23 protein-coding genes and 2 pseudogenes are annotated in these 18,706 nt (G+C 61.4%); 8 read left to right on the forward strand and 17 right to left on the reverse strand.

Going from position 1 to position 18,706, the window contains the following annotated elements; translation table 11 throughout:
* Positions 1–12: 12 nt before the first annotated feature.
* Genes AC04SG_RS02140 through AC04SG_RS02150 form a run of 3 tightly spaced genes read right to left on the reverse strand, consistent with a single transcriptional unit; the run spans position 13 to position 3,215 of the window.
* Entirely contained in the window at positions 13–939 is a 927-nt protein-coding gene (locus AC04SG_RS02140; protein WP_488549735.1) for an ABC transporter permease, read from the reverse strand.
* Positions 939–2,063: an ABC transporter permease gene (locus AC04SG_RS02145; protein ID WP_488549736.1), complete on the reverse strand. Its 1,125-nt coding sequence runs from the start codon at positions 2,061–2,063 to the stop codon at positions 939–941. The genes AC04SG_RS02140 and AC04SG_RS02145 overlap by 1 nt, the downstream gene beginning before the upstream one ends.
* A 24-nt stretch (positions 2,064–2,087) precedes the next feature.
* Positions 2,088–3,215, reverse strand: a complete 1,128-nt coding sequence (locus AC04SG_RS02150) for a BMP family ABC transporter substrate-binding protein (protein ID WP_488549737.1) — start codon at positions 3,213–3,215, stop codon at positions 2,088–2,090.
* Between the two features lie 322 nt (positions 3,216–3,537).
* Here AC04SG_RS02150 and AC04SG_RS02155 point away from each other — a divergent pair, with 322 nt between their 5' ends.
* Positions 3,538–4,182 (forward strand): GntR family transcriptional regulator, encoded by a 645-nt coding sequence (locus AC04SG_RS02155; RefSeq protein WP_488549870.1) that lies wholly within the window; start codon positions 3,538–3,540, stop codon positions 4,180–4,182.
* 415 nt (positions 4,183–4,597) lie between these two features.
* Here the strand turns inward: AC04SG_RS02155 and AC04SG_RS02160 are convergent, their stop codons facing one another.
* The 6 genes from AC04SG_RS02160 to AC04SG_RS02185 form a co-directional block, all read right to left on the reverse strand.
* Positions 4,598–4,897 carry a DUF982 domain-containing protein gene (locus tag AC04SG_RS02160; protein WP_203277327.1) on the reverse strand — a complete coding sequence of 100 codons (300 nt, stop codon included), beginning with the start codon at positions 4,895–4,897 and terminating at the stop codon, positions 4,598–4,600.
* A 142-nt stretch (positions 4,898–5,039) separates the two neighbouring features.
* A complete protein-coding gene (locus AC04SG_RS02165; protein ID WP_488549738.1) occupies positions 5,040–5,549 on the reverse strand; it encodes an Hsp20/alpha crystallin family protein in 510 nt (169 codons plus the stop codon).
* A gap of 82 nt (positions 5,550–5,631) precedes the next feature.
* Entirely contained in the window at positions 5,632–6,099 is a 468-nt protein-coding gene (locus tag AC04SG_RS02170) for an Hsp20 family protein (protein ID WP_352583526.1), read from the reverse strand.
* A gap of 617 nt (positions 6,100–6,716) precedes the next feature.
* Entirely contained in the window at positions 6,717–7,016 is a 300-nt protein-coding gene (locus AC04SG_RS02175; RefSeq protein WP_488549739.1) for a DUF982 domain-containing protein, read from the reverse strand.
* Positions 7,017–7,251: 235 nt separating this feature from the next.
* Positions 7,252–7,521, reverse strand: a complete 270-nt coding sequence (locus tag AC04SG_RS02180; RefSeq protein ID WP_352561483.1) for an usg protein — start codon at positions 7,519–7,521, stop codon at positions 7,252–7,254.
* Positions 7,522–7,543: 22 nt separating this feature from the next.
* Positions 7,544–8,044 carry a hypothetical protein gene (locus tag AC04SG_RS02185; protein WP_488549740.1) on the reverse strand — a complete coding sequence of 167 codons (501 nt, stop codon included), beginning with the start codon at positions 8,042–8,044 and terminating at the stop codon, positions 7,544–7,546.
* 185 nt (positions 8,045–8,229) lie between these two features.
* Here AC04SG_RS02185 and AC04SG_RS02190 point away from each other — a divergent pair, with 185 nt between their 5' ends.
* The 5 genes from AC04SG_RS02190 to AC04SG_RS02210 all read left to right on the forward strand — a co-directional run bounded on the left by AC04SG_RS02190 (position 8,230) and on the right by AC04SG_RS02210 (position 11,199).
* Positions 8,230–8,544 (forward strand): co-chaperone GroES, encoded by a 315-nt coding sequence (locus AC04SG_RS02190; RefSeq protein ID WP_488549741.1) that lies wholly within the window; start codon positions 8,230–8,232, stop codon positions 8,542–8,544.
* 59 nt (positions 8,545–8,603) lie between these two features.
* Entirely contained in the window at positions 8,604–10,232 is a 1,629-nt protein-coding gene (gene groL, locus AC04SG_RS02195; RefSeq protein ID WP_488549742.1) for a chaperonin GroEL, read from the forward strand.
* 58 nt (positions 10,233–10,290) lie between these two features.
* Positions 10,291–10,521 (forward strand): hypothetical protein, encoded by a 231-nt coding sequence (locus AC04SG_RS02200; RefSeq protein ID WP_112562129.1) that lies wholly within the window; start codon positions 10,291–10,293, stop codon positions 10,519–10,521.
* Between the two features lie 83 nt (positions 10,522–10,604).
* Positions 10,605–10,925, forward strand: a complete 321-nt coding sequence (locus AC04SG_RS02205) for a DUF982 domain-containing protein (protein WP_488549743.1) — start codon at positions 10,605–10,607, stop codon at positions 10,923–10,925.
* A gap of 25 nt (positions 10,926–10,950) precedes the next feature.
* Entirely contained in the window at positions 10,951–11,199 is a 249-nt protein-coding gene (locus AC04SG_RS02210) for a DUF982 domain-containing protein (RefSeq protein WP_488549744.1), read from the forward strand.
* A gap of 141 nt (positions 11,200–11,340) precedes the next feature.
* Here the strand turns inward: AC04SG_RS02210 and AC04SG_RS02215 are convergent.
* From AC04SG_RS02215 to AC04SG_RS02230, 4 genes and pseudogenes are all read right to left on the reverse strand, one after another.
* Positions 11,341–11,689 (reverse strand): annotated as a pseudogene (locus AC04SG_RS02215) (ethanolamine utilization protein).
* Between the two features lie 251 nt (positions 11,690–11,940).
* Positions 11,941–12,681, reverse strand: coding sequence for an SDR family NAD(P)-dependent oxidoreductase (locus AC04SG_RS02220; RefSeq protein ID WP_203277322.1), 741 nt, complete (start codon positions 12,679–12,681; stop codon positions 11,941–11,943).
* A 246-nt stretch (positions 12,682–12,927) separates the two neighbouring features.
* Positions 12,928–13,029 (reverse strand): annotated as a pseudogene (locus tag AC04SG_RS02225) (pirin family protein); the annotation flags it as partial.
* Between the two features lie 20 nt (positions 13,030–13,049).
* Positions 13,050–13,943: a LysR family transcriptional regulator gene (locus AC04SG_RS02230; protein WP_488549745.1), complete on the reverse strand. Its 894-nt coding sequence runs from the start codon at positions 13,941–13,943 to the stop codon at positions 13,050–13,052.
* 155 nt (positions 13,944–14,098) lie between these two features.
* Between AC04SG_RS02230 and AC04SG_RS02235 the strand changes: the two genes are divergently transcribed.
* Positions 14,099–14,752, forward strand: coding sequence for an isochorismatase family protein (locus AC04SG_RS02235; RefSeq protein ID WP_488549746.1), 654 nt, complete (start codon positions 14,099–14,101; stop codon positions 14,750–14,752).
* 128 nt (positions 14,753–14,880) lie between these two features.
* Complete coding sequence (locus AC04SG_RS02240) at positions 14,881–15,294, forward strand: MoaF-related domain-containing protein (RefSeq protein WP_488549747.1); 414 nt, start codon at positions 14,881–14,883, stop codon at positions 15,292–15,294.
* A gap of 6 nt (positions 15,295–15,300) precedes the next feature.
* Here AC04SG_RS02240 and AC04SG_RS02245 read toward each other — a convergent pair whose 3' ends face one another.
* The 4 genes from AC04SG_RS02245 to AC04SG_RS02260 form a co-directional block, all read right to left on the reverse strand.
* The gene (locus tag AC04SG_RS02245; RefSeq protein WP_488549748.1) at positions 15,301–15,720 is read right to left on the reverse strand and encodes an Ohr family peroxiredoxin; all 420 of its coding nucleotides are present in this window, start codon (positions 15,718–15,720) and stop codon (positions 15,301–15,303) included.
* 56 nt (positions 15,721–15,776) lie between these two features.
* Positions 15,777–16,796, reverse strand: coding sequence for an alpha/beta fold hydrolase (locus tag AC04SG_RS02250; protein ID WP_488549871.1), 1,020 nt, complete (start codon positions 16,794–16,796; stop codon positions 15,777–15,779).
* Between the two features lie 43 nt (positions 16,797–16,839).
* On the reverse strand, positions 16,840–17,958 hold the full coding sequence (locus tag AC04SG_RS02255) for a redoxin domain-containing protein (protein WP_488549749.1): 1,119 nt from the start codon (positions 17,956–17,958) through the stop codon (positions 16,840–16,842).
* Between the two features lie 73 nt (positions 17,959–18,031).
* On the reverse strand, positions 18,032–18,694 hold the full coding sequence (locus AC04SG_RS02260) for a VOC family protein (protein WP_488549872.1): 663 nt from the start codon (positions 18,692–18,694) through the stop codon (positions 18,032–18,034).
* Positions 18,695–18,706: the final 12 nt, after the last annotated feature.

Raw genomic sequence — 18,706 nt, forward strand, 5'->3', positions numbered from 1 at the left:
AAAAAACTCCAGTTATTTGGTGATCGACAATTCCCCCGGCGCGCCGGCAAGCGAACGGGTCGGCGACGAGGTGGCGATCATGATGATCAAGGTGAGGATGTAGGGGGCGGCGTAGAACAGGTAGTATCCTTGCGTGACGCCGACCGACTGCAGCGCCGGTCCGAGCGCTCCGGCGCCGCCGAACAGAAGGGCGGCGGCAAAGCAGCCGAGCGGATTCCAGCGCGCGAAAATGACCAGTGCCACCGCCATCAGCCCCTGGCCAGACGAGATGCGCTCCGTCCAGCTGCCGGGATAGTAGAGCGACAGATAGGCGCCGCCGATACCGGCCAGCGCGCCGCCGAGACCGGTGGCGACGAGGCGCACCGTGTTCGGGTTGAGGCCCATGGCGCGCGCTGCGTCGGAACTGTCGCCGACGACGCGCACGATGAGGCCGGCGCGAGTGTTGCGGAAGGCCCACCACAGGACGAGCGAAAGTGCCGCCCCGATCAGGAACAGGACGTTGACGTCGAGCGCCGCCTGCACCTGCGGAATGTCGGACCATGCGCCGAACGGAATGGCCGGAAGGTTGGGCGCCTTCGGCTTGATGAACGGCTTGCCGAAGAAGAAGGCGAGCCCCGAGCCGAACAGCATCAGCGCGATGCCGATTGCGATGTCATTGACTTTCGGGAATTTGCAGATCCAGCCATGGAACAGGCCGAAGCAAAGGCCGGCGGCCGCGGCGGCCAGCAAGCCGAGCCATGGCGAGTCGGTCATCACCGCGACCGCATAGGCGGTCATGGCGCCGAAGACGAGCGTACCTTCGAGGCCAAGGTTGATGCGACCGGAGCGCTCGGTGATGGCCTCGCCCAGCGAGACGAAGATGAAGGGCGTCGACACGCGGATGGCACCGCCGAGGATGGCGAGCGGCACGCCCCAGAGACCGATCTCGGTTGCGTCCATCAGGCGGCCCTCTGCCACAGGTCGGGATTGAAGGCCTTGAAGCGGCCGTACAAGGTCTCGCTGAACAGGATGACGATGAACAGCATGCCTTGCAGCACCAGCACGGTGGCGTCGGGCAGGTCCATGCGGCGCTGGATCAGCCCGCCGGACGCGTCGATGCCGCCAAGCAGGATGGCGACCGGGATGATGGCCAGCGGGTTGTGGCGAGCGAGGAAGGCGACGAGTATGCCGGTGTAACCATAGCTGGCGGCGAGCGAGCCGTTGGCGCTGCCTTGCACGGCCGCGACTTCCAGCATGCCGGCAAGGCCGGCAAAGCCGCCGGCAAGCGCGGTAAAGCCGACGATGAGCGGTCCGACGGCCAGCCCCTGCACCTGCGCTGCCCTGACATTGCCGCCGGCGATACGGGCGGCGAAGCCCCAGCGGGTCTTTTCGATCAGCACCCAGGAGAGCACGCAGGCGACGATGCCGACGGCAAGCCCCCAATGCACCTCCATGCCCGGAATATTGCCGATGCGGTAGATGTCGGCGAGCGGCTGGGTCGAGGGCTTGTTGAGCGAAGCCGGGTCGCGCAGCGGTCCTTCCACCAGCTGGTTCATCAGGGCGATGGCGATGTAGGCCATCAGCAGGCTGGAGATGGTTTCGTTTACGGCCCGGTAATGGCGGAGCGCGCCGACGGCACCTATCCAGATGCCGCCGGCGGCCATGCCCGCCACGCCCATGGCAAGAATGACGATTGAGGATGGCGCGCCGCCCAGCGCCACGCCGATGGCAGCGGCGGCGACGCCGCCGAGAACGATGGCGCCCTCGCCGCCGATGACGACGAGGCCGAGCCGCGCCGGCAGCGCCACGCAGAGCGCGGCGAGCAGCAGGGGCGCTCCGCGCGACAGCGAGTTCTGGATGGAGAACCACGAGCCGAAGCCGCCGCGCCACATGGTTTCATAGAGCTGGACCGGCGACTTGCCGACCAGCGCAATAAACAGGCTGAACAGGACCATGCCGACGACCAGCGCCGCGAGCGGAATAACGAAGGCTTCCGCCCGCCTGGCGATCCATTCGAGCGCCGCCGGATATCCCCTGGCGCCGAACACTGCCGGCGCCTCCGCACTGCTGGTCGTATCCGTCATGGTCCCCGTCTCCGCGCTCCAGGTTCAGGCGGTCGAGCCGACGACGCCCTCGACGAGATAGTCCATGCTTTCGAGCTCGATGGCGGTCTCGGCGAAGGCCTGGCCTTCCGTCGCCACGACGGCGCCCTTGTTGCTCTTCAGCGGACCCTTGATGACGGAGAAGCCGCCTTTCATCATTTCGGCCAGGGTGGCGTCGAACTGCTTGCGGGCCGCCTCGCCGACGGCGGGACCCAGCGGGCTCATCTTGACGAAGCCGTCGGCCAGTCCGCCGCGGGTGAAATTGGGCAGCGGCGTGCCGGCGATGAGGTCGTCGACGAACATCTTGTAGACCTTGGCCCAGTTCCACTCGGCACCGGTGAGGTATTTTTCCGGCGCCAGCGGGCTCTGGTTGGCGTGATAGCCGCAGACGAAGGCGCCGCGGCCGGCGGCCGTCTCGACCACCACTTTCGGGCTGTCGACATGGCAGGTGATGACGTCGGCGCCCTGGTCGACCAGGGCGTTGGTGGCTTCCGCCTCCTTGACCGCCAGCGACCACTCGCCGGTGAAGATGACCTGGCAGGTGATCGTCGGGTCGACCGAGCGCGCGCCGAGCAGGAAGGAGTTGATGTTGAGCAGCACCTGCGGGATCGGCTTGGCGGCGACGAAGCCGAGCTTTTTGCTCTTCGAGGTGTGGCCGGCGACGACGCCGTTGAGATACTGGCCCATGCCGATATAGCCGAAATAGGAACCGGCATTCATCGGATGCTTGTCCTTGTTCCACATGCCGCCGCAATGGCGGAACTGCACGTCGGGGAATTTCGCGCACATGCCCAGCATGTGCGGATCGAAATAGCCGAAGGAGGTCGGGAAGATCAGCGAGGCGCCATCGAGATTGATCATCGATTCCATCGTCTTCTGGACGTCGACCGTCTCGGGAACGTTTTCCTCCTCGACGATGGAGATGCCTTCGATGCCCTTCAGCGACGCCGCCCCCTCGGCATGCGCCTGGTTGTAGCCGTAGTCGTCCTTCGGGCCGACATAGATGAAGCCGACGGTGGCGGCGGCGGCGAAGGCACGGCTGATCGGAAAGGATGCCGAGGCCAGGCCGAGTGCGGCTCCCGCGGCGGAGGTCTTGAGCAGTTGGCGGCGGTTAAGCATGAATCTGTCGGTCATAGTGAATGCTCCCCTTTGGGACCCTTTTCCGGGTCGGTTAACATGCCGTCAAGAAAGTGCATGCAATCACCGTGCCAGTTTTCAAATTGAAATTTATCCAATAAAATCAGTTATCATATCGAAGGATCGTGCTCACAGCACAGGCAATTGCATGCACTTTTTGCCTTGAAAATAGCCAGTTTGACAGGCAGATTAAAATAGAGGCATAGAGGGCATATCGAGTCGAAGGACCGACGAGTCGGCCGACTCCACGAGAAGACGCGACGGAGGAAACTTGTCGGGGAAGCGCAGCTTGATCAGGTCGGGCACGACCGTGGATCAGATGGTGCGGGCGATCGGCGACCGGATCGTCACCGGCTACCTGCGCCCCGGCGAAAAGCTGGACGAGGCCTCGCTCGCCGCCCGCTTCGACGTATCACGCACCCCGGTCAGGGAGGCGCTCGGCCAGCTCAGCGCCATGGGCCTGGTCGAGAGGCGACCCAACAGGGGCGCTATCGTGGCCGTCGTGACGCAGGAGCATCTCGCCTCGATGTTCGAGAGCATGGCCGAACTGGAGGCGATCTGCGCGCGCTTCTCGGCCGAGCGCATGACCAGCAGCGAGCGCCGCGGGCTCGAGACCGAGCACCAGGCTTCAGCGCGGATGGTTCAGCTGGGCGCCGAGGAGGACTATGAGTATTTCAACACCGAGTTCCATAGCCGGCTTTATCGTGGCGCCCACAATACGCATATCCACGATCTCACCGTGATGACCCGCAGCCGGTTGGCACCCTTCCGCCGCGCGCAGTTCATGCTGCCCGGACGGCTGGCCAAATCCTGGCAGGAACACGACCTAATTGTCACCGCAATCATGCGCGGAGACAGCGTTGCTGCGGGCAAGGCCGCCAGGGACCATGTCTCTATCGTCAGCGAAGCGAGCGCGGTGTTCGCGACTGACGATCGCAAGCCAATTCGGCGGGACGTGGCCTGAAAATTTCCGGACAGCCCGAATGGATGTCGCTTCCAGGCAGTGCAAAGTTTCACTCCAACGACCGTGATGCGACCCAAAGCTGCATCCGGTATAAGGTGACCCTATTGGCGAATGGCTGAACCAGCGTCTTGTCGACCTTGGCGAACCGCTTCGTAACCTATTGGCGGATAACGATTATTTTAGCCGCGGAGGGTCCTCGTTTTCTACACAAGATCAATATGCTAGCGGCTGGTTCGCCAACCCTAGGCAGATGATGGACGTTCTCGGCCACAACGACATCGACCATGCGGAACTCTATCTTGGGAGGCTTTTTCGTGGGCCAAAATCAGAAGTCCTCCCGTCTGGCTTCCGCGACCGAGCTCGTCCAGTCGAATTAAACGGCCTATACGCGCCCAGGAGAAACCCTGAACTGAAGTCAGGGACCGCGCTCAGAAACGCGCAGCTTTTGATCAGCCCCGGCCATTGGCGCAAAATCGTATTTGGCCAGCACCCCAGCTATCCTGGCAAAGCCGACAAATGCCTGCCGCGCCTGATCGGTTGTCATCTGACCAGCAATCGCGGCGTTGCAGCTTCTCACCGCGCAGCTGTATACCGGTCCCCGACGGGCCCTTGGCCATTGATTCAAGAATACCAGCGCCTCCCGCACCGAGTTGATGTCGTGTATCACGTCACTGGTCTTAACCTGCACGGGGGCACGGAAAGCCAGACTGGTCATTTGTTACCTCCCTGGGATTGCAAGGGTTGCTTCAGCATCACATGATGCGGCTCTTTCGTTTGAGGCTGTCGAACGCCATTTGACCATCCTCGCTGTCTGCGGAGGCCAGGACTCGACGAGCCCCGGCCTTCCTTCGCGAACCTCATTTGCTGCCGTTGATTGCAATGCGTTTGGCGCTTGCCTGCGCCTTTTTGGTCTTCGGCAGTGTCACCGTGAGCACACCGTTCTTGAACGTGGCCACCACCTTGTCGTCTTCAACCTCACGGCCGAGACTGAAGCGCCGCTCAAAGCGCCCATAATAGCGTTCGCTGAACTGGCGGTCCTTGTCCTCGGTTTCTGCTTTCTTCTCGCCGCGAAGCGTCAGAACACCATCATCCAGCATGACCTCGACGTCGTTTTCATCGAGGCCCGGGATTTCGGCGGTCACCCGGATTTCCTTATCGGTTTCCGAGAACTCCACGCTTGGCCAAATGCCATTGAGAGAAGGCACGCGGCCAAGAACCGAAGGCGTGTCAAAACCGCGGAACACCTCGTCGAACAGCCGGTTGACATTGCGGTGCAACGACAGGAACGGATCCATGTCGTCACTGCGATAAATGCTCGGTGCCTGGCTGCCGCCACGGCTCCAGGGAATCAAGTCACGTACGCTCATTTGTCCTTCTCCTTTCCGTTTTATGGGTCGCACCCGGACCCCATCCACGACAGGGTGTCTGCTGCAGGCCGACCGCCAAAGATCAGGCCGCCGCGCTTTCAATGCCCTTGGAGGCCGCATTCTTGCCGGTATCGACATTAATCGCGATCCGGCGCGGCTTCATCTCCTCGGGAATTTCCTTCTTGAGGTCGATGATCAGCAGACCGTTTTCGAGCTTTGCCCCGACAATGGTCACATGATCGGCGAGCTCGAAGCGGCGCGCGAACGACCTCAGCGCCAAGCCATGATGGAGGTACTGAACCCCGTCATTCTCTGTCTTGGCGCCCTCGATCACGAGCATATTTGGCTCATGCGTGATCGTAAGCTCGTCTTCACCGAAACCGGCGACCGCGAGGACAATGCGATAGGTGTCTTCGCCGAGCTTGGCGATATCGTATGGCGGCCAGCTATCCGCGTTCTGCGGGGGGCTGGCGTTTTCGAGCAGGTTGAAGATGCGGTCAAAGCCGATGCTCGACCGATAGAAGGGGGAAAAGTCCAGGTTCGTTCTCATAGCTACATCCTCCTTGGAGCAACATAGATACGAGGGAACGCCAAGAAGCTCCGGCGCTCCCTGACACATCGGCCCCTTGCGCGGCGACCGACAAAGATGAGTTGGGAATCGATTTCGGCCGTGTCAAGAGCGACCGCTAAAGCAGTTTCGCGACCGCCTTCGGATGGCAGGGTGGCAAGCTCTCCAGCGAATGCCCCATCTACTTCGCAGGTATTTCGAACGGAGGAAAAGGATGACTATGACAAGCCAAGACGTCTCGGTCCTCGGATTCATGGACGACGTGACGATTGCGGAGATCATCGCGTCCGGTGCCTCGCTCGAGGAATTGAGAAGACTGGGCCTGGGCCTTCCGTGATGAGGCGCTGATGAGCCAGGGACGACCATTGCCGGGACACGGGTGGCAGCGCAAGGGAACCGGGACGAAGCGTGAAGATGCCGGCAGGTCCTGCCATTCAGGCAGACGTGCTTAGTCGTGCGATCCGCTTGGAAAGTTGTCCGTGCTGGAGGCATCTATATGACAGACAACGACAAGGGGCTCGGCTTCCCGCTCCCCTCGCCTCGGTGACGCACCGCTTTGATGCTGCGGAGATTGCCGCCGCAGCACTAGCCCTGACTATCTAAAGATGGTCTATTTTGCTGATCTTCGGCCCTGTCATCCACTGCGGCGCCGCGGGCAGATCCTCGATGACGGCGACCCTGCGTGCCCAGGTCATAAAGGCCCTGTTCGCCGCCTCCACAGGCTTCCGGCCATCGTACGCGGAGTAGCATGCATCCGACGCCGCAGCGTGGAGGAGGCCGCGCCTTTCAACCGGCCATTCTTCCAGAAACTCTATCGCATCCATGACACAGCCGATCTTTTGGACAACATGGCTCTCGTCTCTTACGAAAACCGGTTGTTTGAACGTCGCGCTTTCCATAGTGACCTCCCTTCAAACCGTGGCGCAACTGGATCTTGCCTCCCCGTGCGCGGCTCCCGGCAAACGATGTCGGCTAGCTTGGCGAATGCCACGGCAAACGGCGGAAACCGGATTTTCAAAGAGCATCGTTTCCATGCGATCCTTCGGCTCCTGCTAACCCGATATCCGGCAAGCCGCGCTGGACACATAAAGAGATTGGAAACGCCACTTTCCAGTTCAAGGGGAGCGGACCCGGCTATTGAATTGTGAAGATGCCGTCTACGGCCTGCCATTCGGAAGGCCGGATAAGGCGGTGATGGGCGACTCGCACGGAATGCAGCGCTCCTTCGAGTTCGCGCTCCCAGTAATCCAGAAACCCCTTGAGGGTCGGGAATTCCGGTGCCAGGTCGTATTCCTGCCAAACGTAGAGCTGCAAAAGGCTCGGATGATCGGGAAGGTGGTAGTGAATTTCCGCAGTTGTGAGACCGTAGCCCTCCATCTGCAGCCGGAATTCCCTGCTGACCATGCGTCTCTCCTATCGCGCGCGTTCAGGCATCAAGTCTTTGCGGGCGTTCTCGGGCACGCCGTTCCTCGAGGTCACAGCCTACCTCGGCGCGACTATCGTCCAGTCGGCGAAGTGCATCCATGACGGCGTCAAATGTCACCGGGTTCGCAGCACCCGGTGGCTTTCGCAGCGCAGGCATGGAGTCGACGGCGCAAGCATCAGAAGCCCATGAGGCAAGAATGGCGCGCTTCTCCTGAGTGTCGAGGGTGCGGTCGCCCACCACCTCATCGGGGTGGCTAAAGTGCCGCGCCGGAAACAGCAGGCGGTCAAGCGAAGGATCAGTGGTTTCAGGGGCGATCGAGGGGATGTTTTTTGGGAAAGTTCGTTCCATCGACAGTCTCCGCTTCCTAACAATCTCCTTGGCATTATTGGTGTTGCAGTGACCCTTTTCGGGGTCTCCAACCGCAAAAAATTTCGTGGAATTCGGGCCGAATTTCAAGACCTGAAAATCGCGCGCCCCGCAAAAATAGCTGCATGAATTCATGCGGCTAGCACTCCGGAATGCCGAGTGCCAAATTTTTTTCAGCGACCTCTTGAAACGCAGAAAATGCAAAACTAGTTCGATATGCGCGCGATGCCTGAAAAGGGTCGCGGCGCCCCGCACTGGCCCGATATTGCCGGTCCGGTGTGGAGGAACTCAAAAATCTGTTTGTCCTGAAGGAGAACGATATGACGTTCCGTCCATTGCATGACCGTATCCTGGTCCGCCGCATCGAAGCCGAGGAGAAGACGGCTGGCGGCATCATTATCCCCGACACTGCCAAGGAGAAGCCGCAAGAGGGCGAGGTGATTGCCGTCGGCCCAGGCGCCCGCGACGAGAGTGGCAAGCTCACGCCGCTCGACCTCAAGATCGGCGACCGCATCCTGTTCGGCAAGTGGTCCGGCACGGAGATCAAGCTCAACGGCGAAGATCTGCTCATCATGAAGGAAAGCGATGTGATGGGCGTGATCGAGCAGACCGCGACGGTCAAGAAAGCCGCCTAAGCGAGGCTCTGGTCCAACCGCAATCCAGTCAGTGAACTGCCTAGTGAAGGAGTGATCCAATGGCTGCCAAGGAAGTGAAATTCCATTCCGACGCCCGCGAGCGCATGCTGCGCGGCGTCAACATACTCGCCGACGCGGTGAAGGTGACGCTGGGCCCCAAGGGCCGCAACGTCGTCATCGACAAGTCGTTCGGCGCCCCGCGCATCACCAAGGACGGCGTCACCGTCGCCAAGGAGATCGAGCTTGAAGACAAGTTCGAGAACATGGGCGCGCAGATGGTGCGCGAAGTCGCCTCGAAGACCAGCGACATCGCGGGTGACGGCACTACCACCGCTACGGTGCTCGCCCAGGCGATCGTCCGCGAAGGCGCCAAGGCGGTCGCCTCGGGGATGAACCCGATGGACCTGAAGCGCGGCATCGACAAGGCCGTAGAAGCCATCGTGGCTGAGCTGAAGACCAATGCCCGCAAGGTGACCAAAAATGACGAGATCGCCCAGGTTGGCACCATCTCGGCCAATGGCGACGTCGAGATCGGCCGCTTCCTTGCGGAAGCGATGCAGAAGGTCGGCAATGAGGGCGTCATCACCGTCGAGGAAGCCAAGACCGCCGAGACCGAGCTGGAAGTCGTCGAGGGCATGCAGTTCGACCGCGGCTACCTCAGTCCCTACTTCATCACCAACCAGGACAAGATGCGCGTCGAGCTCGAAGAGCCCTATGTGCTGATCCACGAGAAGAAGCTGTCCAATCTGCAGGCGCTGCTTCCGGTGCTGGAAGCTGTCGTGCAGTCGTCCAAACCGCTGCTGATCATCGCCGAGGATGTCGAGGGCGAAGCGTTGGCGACGCTGGTCGTCAACAAGCTGCGCGGTGGCCTTAAGGTCGCCGCCGTCAAGGCGCCCGGCTTCGGCGACCGCCGCAAGGCAATGCTGGAGGATATTGCCATCCTCACCGGCGGCACCGCGATCTCGGAAGATCTCGGTATCAAGCTGGAGAATGTCACGCTCAACATGCTCGGCCGCGCCAAGAAAGTGGTGATCGAGAAGGAGAACACCACCATCGTCGACGGCGCCGGCTCGAAGAGCGAGATCCAGGGCCGCGTCAGTCAGATCAAGGCGCAGATCGAGGAGACTACCTCCGACTACGACAAGGAAAAGCTGCAGGAGCGGCTGGCCAAGCTCGCCGGCGGTGTCGCCGTCATCCGCGTCGGCGGCTCGACCGAGGTCGAAGTCAAGGAGCGCAAGGACCGTGTCGACGATGCCATGCATGCGACGCGCGCCGCGGTCGAGGAAGGCGTGTTGCCAGGTGGCGGCGTGGCGCTTCTGCGTGCGGCCAAGGCACTGGACGGCGTGCAGGCCGAGAATGAAGACCAGAAGCACGGTATCGAGATCGTGCGCCGCGCGATCGAAGCGCCTGTGCGCCAGATCGCCGAGAACGCCGGCGCGGAAGGCTCGATCATCGTCGGCAAGCTACGCGAGAGGCCGGAATTCGGCTGGGGCTGGAACGCACAGACCAACGCGTTCGGCGACCTCTACAACGAGGGCGTCATCGATCCGGTAAAGGTGGTGCGGACCGCGCTCCAGGATGCGGCATCGGTTGCCGGCCTGCTGGTGACGACGGAAGCGATGGTTGCCGAGAAGCCGAAGAAGGAACCCGCCGTTCCGGCAATGCCGGCTGGTGGCATGGACTTCTGATGGTAACGGCTGTGTCCGCGCCCGGTGGGCGCGGACACCCTGACAAATGGGTAGAGCCATGAACGTGATGAACTTGAACGTAATCCCCCCGCCGTCGCGGGCGGCCACCGATCTGAACTACGAAGCAGACCTGAAGGTTGCGCTTGACCCGATATTGGTCGAGTTGCTCGACAGAGCGGAGGCCGCGGGTTGGGATCGGCGCAAAGCCGCATACACGGTGATGTTTCTGGCCGCGCGGAATCTTACCGACGGCAAAGGCCCACCTGGAAACGGGAGTTCGGCAGGCTAAGGCGCGACGCACGCAACCTATCGCGCACGCGCCGTGGGAAAGGCTTCCGATCGATTGAGCTAACCACGTGAACGGAGGAAAACATGGAACACAGTCAATTTCAGCATCCCGTGAGGGTGCTCGTGGGTCTTGGGTTTCCAACCGACATTCAAAGCGTAAAAGACGCCTTCGTCCTGCTGGATGAATGGCCGCCATCGAAGCGAAACCCTGCTCATGGCGTCGCGCTCAATGCCTGTCGGGCAGCCCTTGCCGGCGAGGTGGATGCCGAAACCGCTCGCAGCACTTTTGTTGCCTTCGCCCGCCGCATGGATTTGCTTGTACAGGCCGCAGGCGACATCGTCGCGGCCAAGGCAGTCGGCACCTTCGGATTAGCTGCGGAAGGCCATTTCAACAAATCGATGTAATCGATCTGTCGGAACGGAGGAAACCATGAGGGATATTCGATTTCCCGAACCAGTGAGACTGCGCGTGAGACCCTCAAGGGAGCGGGTGGTTGCCAGCAGTTGGGAAGCACTTGAGTGCCTTCAAGACCATTGGCCAGAATGGACGAGAGGACCAAGCTATCGAGCAGCCTGCCGCACTTGCCGCGACTCCCTGGACGGATGGCGGGCCCCACAACAAGCAAGAAGGGCATTTTTGAAAGCAGCCCGTCGTGCAGGTTTGGTCCAGGCTTCATAGTGAGCTCAGATGCGCGCGAGCCGTCGCTGGAACAAAGCGGAGAGGCCTCGCGCCAGATCTGCGCAGGCGAGACCTCAACGCCTACTCGGATGAGCACGATCCGCCTGGACGTCGAACTGCGCGTCACCCCGGAGGACTTACTTACCCCCTCGCCTCCTGCCAGTGGGGATAGGTGACATAGGCGGTGACCGCGCCTTGCTCGTGCGAGCGGATCGTGACCTTCTGGCCTTTGGGCATATGGACGATTTCGCCCGGCCCTGCGGTGACGCTGCCTGACTTTCCGGACACCGACAGCCGCCCCTCGAGGACGACCATCACATCATCGACGGCCATCGTCTCCTCCAGTGTCTGGTTCGGCCCATAGCGCCCATACCCTCTGGTGATCGGGGAGGCATGGCGCTGGTCGACCAGATTGCCCACAAATACCTCTCCGCCCTGCCCCGGGGAACGCCAGCACTGCGTCGGTAATGTTGAACTTGCGAACCTTCACGGGAATTTCTCCTTCTAGCTGGTGTGGTTCAGCGCTAGCTGGTGTGGTTGAGCGGTTAGCTTGAACTCCTGAGTCTCAACGCGGAGTCCACAGGGCAGCCTCCTTCATGTCGTCCTTTCCTCCGCGTAAATCGGGTGCGCTTATTCATCAGCCCGACCCTGTCAAGGGCGGGGCTTGGCGCGAAAGGCTGTGTGTGGCGCTCGATGCATTGCCGAGCACGCAATTGGCCTGCTTGCGAGCATCAAGTCTGCTCAGGCGGTTGCGCCACCGTCGGCGGTCAGGATGGCGCCCGTGATCACGCTCGCGGCGGGACTTGCCAGAAAGACCACAGCGTTCGCGATTTCGCGCGGCTCGGCGTAGCGTCCCAGTGACGTCAGGCTTCGCTGGAAATCGGCAGCTTCCCCATCCGCCGGATTTGCATCCGTATTGGTCGCCCCGGGCTGCACAAGATTCACGGTGATGCCGTTCGGGCCGAGTTCACGCGAAAGACCGCGGGTAAAGGAGGTAAGTGCCGCTTTGGACATCGCGTAAACTGTTATGCCTGGGAACGGGACCCGCTCTCCGAGGGCCGAACCGATCGTGATGATGCGTCCCCCTTCGGGGAGATGCGGAATAACTGCCGTCGCAAACAGCACTGGCGCTCGCACGTTGACGTCCATCACGGCCTGATAGTCGTTCACGTCGATCTCGGCGATCGTTCCGGTGTGGCCGATAGCCGCGCTGTTGACGAGGATATCGAGTCCACCGAGCGCCGAGACGGCTTGGCTCACTGAGCGCGTGATGGCCTCCGGGGCGGCGCTGTCGGCTTGGATGGCGACTGCGCGACGCCCCATGCTTTCGATGGACCTGACCACCGCATCAGACTTCTCGGCGGAGCGCCTATAAGTAAATGCAACGTCGGCGCCGTTCTCCGCCAGTGCTAACGCGATCGCGGCCCCGATGCCCCGCGATCCTCCAGTCACCAATGCACGCTTCCCACTCAGATCGATCATGTGTCCGTCCTTTTCTACCAACTTTGTTCAGGCATCCAATTTGGTTCGCGTAGGATGCGACACCCGCTCGACGGCCTGATCCGGGATTTGGTGTTCGACATCGGTCCCGATTAGTGTCGAGAAGTGCCAAACTGTGTTGCGGGGGGAGGAACGCCGCCCGATGGCTCACGAGGCAGCCATGGCAATCATCCTCAGGAGCGATGGCCGCTTCGTCCTGGAGCCTAGGAAGCCACGAGCCCGTTGGGGCTCGGGTAAAGCCAGCCATGTCTGGATCCCGAACAGGCTGTTCGCACCGCCTCGGGCGGCCGCTGACGTGCGCTCCGGATGGGTGACACCGCGCCCGCCCAGGGCCTTGAACGGTTCGCGTATTAGGGGTCGAGACCCCAAATGTCCGGATTCCGTGCGAAATACTCGATCAGCATTTCGGTGAGAACCCGCACTTTCCGCGCGGGATGCTGACCCGGCGGGCGGACGACATACGCGGCCCCCGGAGGCACCGGATAGCGTGTCATGATCGGAACCAATGCACCGGAGGCCACATATCCATATGTGATGCAATCGGGGAGCCAGGCGATACCGAGGCCTGCCGCCGCAGCAGCGGCAAGCGCCGTGGCGCTGTCGGCCTTGAACCTGCCCTGCGGCTGAACCGTGACGATCCTGCCGCCATCCATGAACTGCCAGGCTTCCGTTCCCTGCATGAGGGCCTGATGGGTGACGAGTTCGTCCAGCGTCTGAGGTGACCCATGCGCTTTGATGTAATCCGGGCTTGCGACAAGCTTTCCATGGATCGGCCCAACGCGCTTCGCGATCAAGTTGGAGTCCTGAAGGTAGGCGCCCCGGATCGCGCAATCGAAACCCTCCGCAATGAGATCGACGAAGCGATCGCTGTAGGAGGTATGGATTTGAAGCTTCGGGTGCAGACGCGCCATTTCCGCGATCACCGGGGCGAAGTGGGTTGGGCCGAAAGTAAGCGGCATGGCAACCCTCAGGCGGCCGCGAAGGTCGCCGGTCGGGAGGATCGTTTCCCTGGCGGTGTCGATCTCGGCGCTGGCCCGGGCCGCATGGTCCCTGAACGTGATTCCCGCTTCCGTGAGCGCGGCGCCGCGGGTCGTTCGCGCAAGAAGCTGGACGCCAAGCTCCGCTTCAACCCGAAAGAGCCGTCGACTGACAATTGACTTGGAGACGCCAAGCCGGCGCGCGGCGGCCGATACGCCCCCTGCATCCGCTACTGCGACGAATGTCTGCAGATCTTCGATGTCCAACTCGGTGTTCCTAATTTCGCGACACAGATTGCCTGACTATGGCACTACCGCATCGTCAAAGGGAACAGCAAATTACATCCAGGCAACGTCGCCTGCTGGCGCATGTCTCCCGTCGAACCAATTGCCGTCTATGGCAGCAGAGAAAGGAAGTCTTGATGATCCTTCGTAATGGCCTCGATTCGCTTCTTCGTCCTGAAGACTCGGTCCTCGTTCTGATCGACCACCAGCCTTATCAGCTCGCAAGCCTGAACAGCCACGATCCCCACATGGTGGTCAACAACACGGCCGCGCTGGCGAAGCTGGCAAAAGCTTTCAATGTTCCGACCATTCTCACCAGCGTGATCGCGGCGCGCGGTGGACTTCTCTTCAAGCAGATCACCGACGTATTTCCAGGCCAGGAAGTCATCGATCGCACCTGGGTGAACACCTGGCAGGACGAGAATGTGGTGAACGTCGTCAAGGCGACCGGCCGCAAGCAGTTGATCATCGCCGGCCTGTGGACCGAGGTCTGCGTCGCAATGCCAGTGATTCAGGCCGCCGGCGAAGGCTGGGACGTGACCGTGATCACCGACGCGTCGGGCGGGATTTCGAAGGAGTCTCACGAAGTTGCCATCCAGCGAATGATCGCGGCCGGCGCGAACGTAATGACCGTGATGGCGCTCGCTGGCGAATGGCAACGCGATTGGGCGCGCACCGAGCATGTCGAGGAGTTGACCGAGATTCTCATCCAGCACTTCGGCGGCAGCGGCATCGCATATCTTTGGGAGCAGCAGCTTCTCAACACGTCGGTGCCGAACGCCGCTAGCTGATCTCTGCCGAGGATGACCGGGATTTCGAGCGACGGATCGCTCCTCGTCCGGCGTCATCCCTTTCCAGCAAGGCCGCCGTCCATGTTGGACGGCGGCCTTACCCAAGCACCACTCTCACCGACCGCCAGATGCGGCCACAGCCGGCTTGGCCTGGCCATTTACCGCCTCGGAGAAAGGACTTTGAAGATGTCGATGGAGAATTTCCCTATCGGACAGGAGATGGACGTCACCTATCCGAACTTCAAAGTGAGTTTGACGCTTCTCTCAGGCACGCAACTGAGATCAAGGAAGGATCGTTCGCCCGGACCGAGACCGTCGATATTCAGGTCGTGCCGCTCGGCAACGGTATCTTTGCCGTCAGTTGGCAGGAGATGGACGGTGCGACTGTCATGAATGTTCAAATGGGCCGAGAGCGGAAGGGCAGCTTCGAGTCCGCGGATATCGAAAGCGGACATTCACGTCGATGTGGGCATGACCATGATCTGACCCCGAACAGACTGGGAGCGAGGTGCCAAAAGCTTCAACGCCGAAGAGCGATGTAGGTCAAATCAGACGACCCTCATTATGACATCGATGTTGCCCCGTGTCGCTTTGGAGTAAGGACAAATCTCGCGCGCTTCATCCACCAGAATTTGCACCACATCGCGCTCCAGACTCGGCACGGCAATATCCAGTTGGACGCTAAGAAAGTGGCCGTTTTCCCCGTAGTTCAGATTCACCTCGGCCTCGATGCTCATCCCTGCAGGCAGCGCCATTTTTCGTTCGTGGGCCGCAGATGCGATTGCGCTTGCGAAGCTGGCCGACCAGCCGGCTGCGAGCAACTGCTCCGGATTGGTGCCGATGCGCGCCGATCCAGGCGTCGATAGCCAGATGTCCAGAAGGCCGTCGGAACTGCGCGAGGCGCCATTTTCGCGGCTGCCCGTGGTTGCGGTCCTTGCCGTATAGACAACCCTTGGAATGTGGCTCATGGGCATTCTTTTGCTGGTAGCGGTAACCGCCGCTTGGGCGGTTGCCGCGAACTCGATCAGGCGTCGACTTCGACAACGGCATCGGCAAAGGCCTGCGGCGCTTCCTGGGGCAGGTTGTGCCCGATGCCGCCGGTGACGACCCGATGCGCGTATCTGGCCCGGAACATGGCGGCATACACGCTGGCGTCCGGATGCGGCGCGCCATTGGCGTCGCCTTCGAGGGTGATCGTCGGCACGCCGATGACCGGTGCCTGCGCGAGTCGCTCCTCGAACGTGTCGTATTGCTGCTCGCCGGCGGCGAGTCCGAGCCGCCAGCGATAATTGTGAACCACAATGGCCACGTGATCGGGATTGTCGAAGGCAGCGGCGCTGCGCTCGAATGTGGCATCGTCGAAATTCCACTGCGGCGACGCGAGTTGCCAGATCAGCCTGGCGAAATCCCGTGTGTATTTCTCGTAGCCGGCGCGGCCGCGATCGGTGGCGAAGTAATATTGATACCACCATTGCAGCTCGGCCTTGGGTGGCAGCGGCAGCTTGCCGGCTTGCTGGTTGCCGATGAGGTAGCCGCTCACCGAGACCATCGCCTTGCAGCGTTCAGGCCATAGTGCGGCAATGATGTTCGCGGTGCGGGCGCCCCAGTCGCAGCCGCCAATCGTCGCCTTTTCGATGCCCAGTGCGTTTATCAGGGCGACAATGTCCGCGGCAATCGCAGACTGCTGACCGTTGCGCATCGTGTCATCCGACAGGAACCGGGTCGTGCCGTATCCGCGCAGGTAGGGAACAATCACGCGGTGGCCTTTCGCTGCCAGCAGAGGGGCGACATCGGCATAGGTGTGGATGTCATACGGCCAGCCATGCAGCAGGATGACGGGCGGGCCGTCGGTCGGTCCAAGTTCCGCATAGCCGACGCTCAGCACGCCGGCCTCGATCCGCTTCAAGGGCCCAAAGGACGCCGCAGGCTCTCCAGTCGTCTGCTGCGCTTGCGCCGGGCCGATCAGGCCGAACTGAGTGGCGGCGACGGCTATCGCGGCGGCGCCAAGGAACCGACGGCGATCTTGGTCGATCTCATCTGGGATATTGAGCGAATGCATTTGGGAACCTCTATCCTTGCGCGTGCGATCAGCCGAACGTGAATGCAAAAACCTCCACGCCCGAGTCGAGAAACTCGATCTGGAACTGCCGATCGACGATGGGTTTCGATTGTCGGATCAGTTGGTATAGGCGCTGCTCTGTCACTGCGCCTTCGCCCTTTTCATTGGCGTCGATGCCGTGAGCCGTGCCTGGCGGCTGTCCGTCGATCAGCACGCGAAATCTCACAGACGTTCCCGGCGCTGCCGGACCCATGACCAGATGAAGGTCGCGCGCGTGAAAACGGTACGCGATGCCGCCATCGGACTTGTTCAGTACGGCGGTTTCTTTCCTTACCGTCCACCTGCCAGACAGCCCCCACTCATTCAGGTGTAATCGCGCCGGCACGTCGTAGATGTGCGGCGCGTCCAAGACCGCTTCACCGCCGGAGGCAAAATTCTGGGTGCGTTCGTAGCCGATATAATTTTCCGGAGACTTGAGGGTCTCCCAATCGGCCGCGGCTTCGATGCCGCGGGCATCCACCGACACAGGCTCACGGTCGAATCCGCCGGCGCCAGCCTCAGTCAGCAATTCCTGGATGACCATTTCCGACTGTTGGTATGAGCCCTCGCCAAAGTGGTGATACCGGACGCGTCCCCGCGAATCGACGAAATAGAGTGCCGGCCAGTACTGGTTGTTGAAAGCCCGCCATATGAGATGGTCGTTGTCGACGGCGATCGGGTAATCGATCCCCAGGTCTTTCACCGCCCTGTGCACGTTGTTCAGGTCTTTTTCGAACGCGAACTCCGGCGCGTGGATTCCGATCACCACCAAACCATGCTTCCGGTATTTCTCGTCCCAGGTCTGAACGTAGGGAAGCGTGCGTAGCCAGTTGATGCAGGTGTAGGTCCAGAAATCGATGAGGACGACCTTGCCATGCAAAGCCGACGCCGTCAGCGGCGGCGAATTTATCCACTCGTTCGCCACGCCAAGCGAAGCAAGCTCGGATTGCCCCTCAAACTGGTCGGAGGAAAGTCCGTGAAGAAACGGAACCCTCATCGGTGTGGAGACTATCGGCTGAGCCACATTCGTGTCTCCCAGAAAACTGGTAATCGGAGCCCCGATTGCCATTGCGAGCGCCACGGCGACGAGCAGTTTGGTTGCGTTCATCGACGACGCCTTTTTCAGTTTCGATCGATATCGCCGCGCAGACGGTTCGGCGGCGCGCTGCGCGCTGAATCCTTCAAAGCGGAAGCTCTTTGCCTGCCTGCTCAGCCACCATGTATTCCGCGTACCAGTCCGGCCAGTTCTCATCGCGCTGGCCGCCGTTGCGCTTCTCATGCTCGCCGTGGGCCTCCGACGCGCGTCGCAGCGCGGCAGCAATATCCGCTCCGGAAGCGTAGGTCGTGGTGCCGGAGTCGATGCGACCGGGAAAGCGGGTGGTAATTTCCTGCAGCAGCCATTCGTTGCCGTCCGGGTCCTTGAACGTCGCGAACGAGGAGTAGCTGCGCCGCTCGGGATCGCGCCCCTTGACCGTCGGCTTGCCGGGACCTGTGCGGTGAAACGCTTCGTTGACCTCGACGCCGTGGCCAATGAGCTCGGCGCGCGCCGCCTCGATGTCCGACACGACAAGATAAAGTCCGCTTGCCGAGCCGGGCGCCGACTTCGTGATCCCCTTGCCGAAGTGGATCGAGGCAGGCGAGCCCGGAGGTGTGAACTGCACACCCCGGAACGTATCGCCGACGACGAAATCGCCGTCGAGCCGCCAACCCAGGCCGCTATAAAAGCTCTTGGCGCGATCAACGTCCGAGACGGGGATGACCACGACCTCGAGCTTCATGTCGAGCGCCTGCTTTTTGAGGGTCCCCGTCGCAGTTTCGCGCATTTCGTCACGGGGCGTTTTCATGGTTTGAGACAT

The sequence above is a fragment of the Mesorhizobium sp. CNPSo 4684 genome (assembly GCF_057784315.1).

Bases quoted from the DNA above. Each gene is read 5' to 3' on its own strand.
- AC04SG_RS02140 (WP_488549735.1), bottom strand. From the start codon at position 939: ATGGACGCAACCGAGATCGGTCTCTGGGGCGTGCCGCTCGCCATCCTC.
- AC04SG_RS02145 (WP_488549736.1), bottom strand. From the start codon at position 2,063: ATGACGGATACGACCAGCAGTGCGGAGGCGCCGGCAGTGTTCGGCGCC.
- AC04SG_RS02150 (WP_488549737.1), bottom strand. From the start codon at position 3,215: ATGACCGACAGATTCATGCTTAACCGCCGCCAACTGCTCAAGACCTCC.
- AC04SG_RS02155 (WP_488549870.1), top strand. From the start codon at position 3,538: ATGGTGCGGGCGATCGGCGACCGGATCGTCACCGGCTACCTGCGCCCC.
- AC04SG_RS02160 (WP_203277327.1), bottom strand. From the start codon at position 4,897: ATGACCAGTCTGGCTTTCCGTGCCCCCGTGCAGGTTAAGACCAGTGAC.
- AC04SG_RS02165 (WP_488549738.1), bottom strand. From the start codon at position 5,549: ATGAGCGTACGTGACTTGATTCCCTGGAGCCGTGGCGGCAGCCAGGCA.
- AC04SG_RS02170 (WP_352583526.1), bottom strand. From the start codon at position 6,099: ATGAGAACGAACCTGGACTTTTCCCCCTTCTATCGGTCGAGCATCGGC.
- AC04SG_RS02175 (WP_488549739.1), bottom strand. From the start codon at position 7,016: ATGGAAAGCGCGACGTTCAAACAACCGGTTTTCGTAAGAGACGAGAGC.
- AC04SG_RS02180 (WP_352561483.1), bottom strand. From the start codon at position 7,521: ATGGTCAGCAGGGAATTCCGGCTGCAGATGGAGGGCTACGGTCTCACA.
- AC04SG_RS02185 (WP_488549740.1), bottom strand. From the start codon at position 8,044: ATGAATTCATGCAGCTATTTTTGCGGGGCGCGCGATTTTCAGGTCTTG.
- AC04SG_RS02190 (WP_488549741.1), top strand. From the start codon at position 8,230: ATGACGTTCCGTCCATTGCATGACCGTATCCTGGTCCGCCGCATCGAA.
- groL (WP_488549742.1), top strand. From the start codon at position 8,604: ATGGCTGCCAAGGAAGTGAAATTCCATTCCGACGCCCGCGAGCGCATG.
- AC04SG_RS02200 (WP_112562129.1), top strand. From the start codon at position 10,291: ATGAACGTGATGAACTTGAACGTAATCCCCCCGCCGTCGCGGGCGGCC.
- AC04SG_RS02205 (WP_488549743.1), top strand. From the start codon at position 10,605: ATGGAACACAGTCAATTTCAGCATCCCGTGAGGGTGCTCGTGGGTCTT.
- AC04SG_RS02210 (WP_488549744.1), top strand. From the start codon at position 10,951: ATGAGGGATATTCGATTTCCCGAACCAGTGAGACTGCGCGTGAGACCC.
- AC04SG_RS02220 (WP_203277322.1), bottom strand. From the start codon at position 12,681: ATGATCGATCTGAGTGGGAAGCGTGCATTGGTGACTGGAGGATCGCGG.
- AC04SG_RS02235 (WP_488549746.1), top strand. From the start codon at position 14,099: ATGATCCTTCGTAATGGCCTCGATTCGCTTCTTCGTCCTGAAGACTCG.
- AC04SG_RS02240 (WP_488549747.1), top strand. From the start codon at position 14,881: ATGCGGCCACAGCCGGCTTGGCCTGGCCATTTACCGCCTCGGAGAAAG.
- AC04SG_RS02245 (WP_488549748.1), bottom strand. From the start codon at position 15,720: ATGAGCCACATTCCAAGGGTTGTCTATACGGCAAGGACCGCAACCACG.
- AC04SG_RS02255 (WP_488549749.1), bottom strand. From the start codon at position 17,958: ATGAACGCAACCAAACTGCTCGTCGCCGTGGCGCTCGCAATGGCAATC.
- AC04SG_RS02260 (WP_488549872.1), bottom strand. From the start codon at position 18,694: ATGAAAACGCCCCGTGACGAAATGCGCGAAACTGCGACGGGGACCCTC.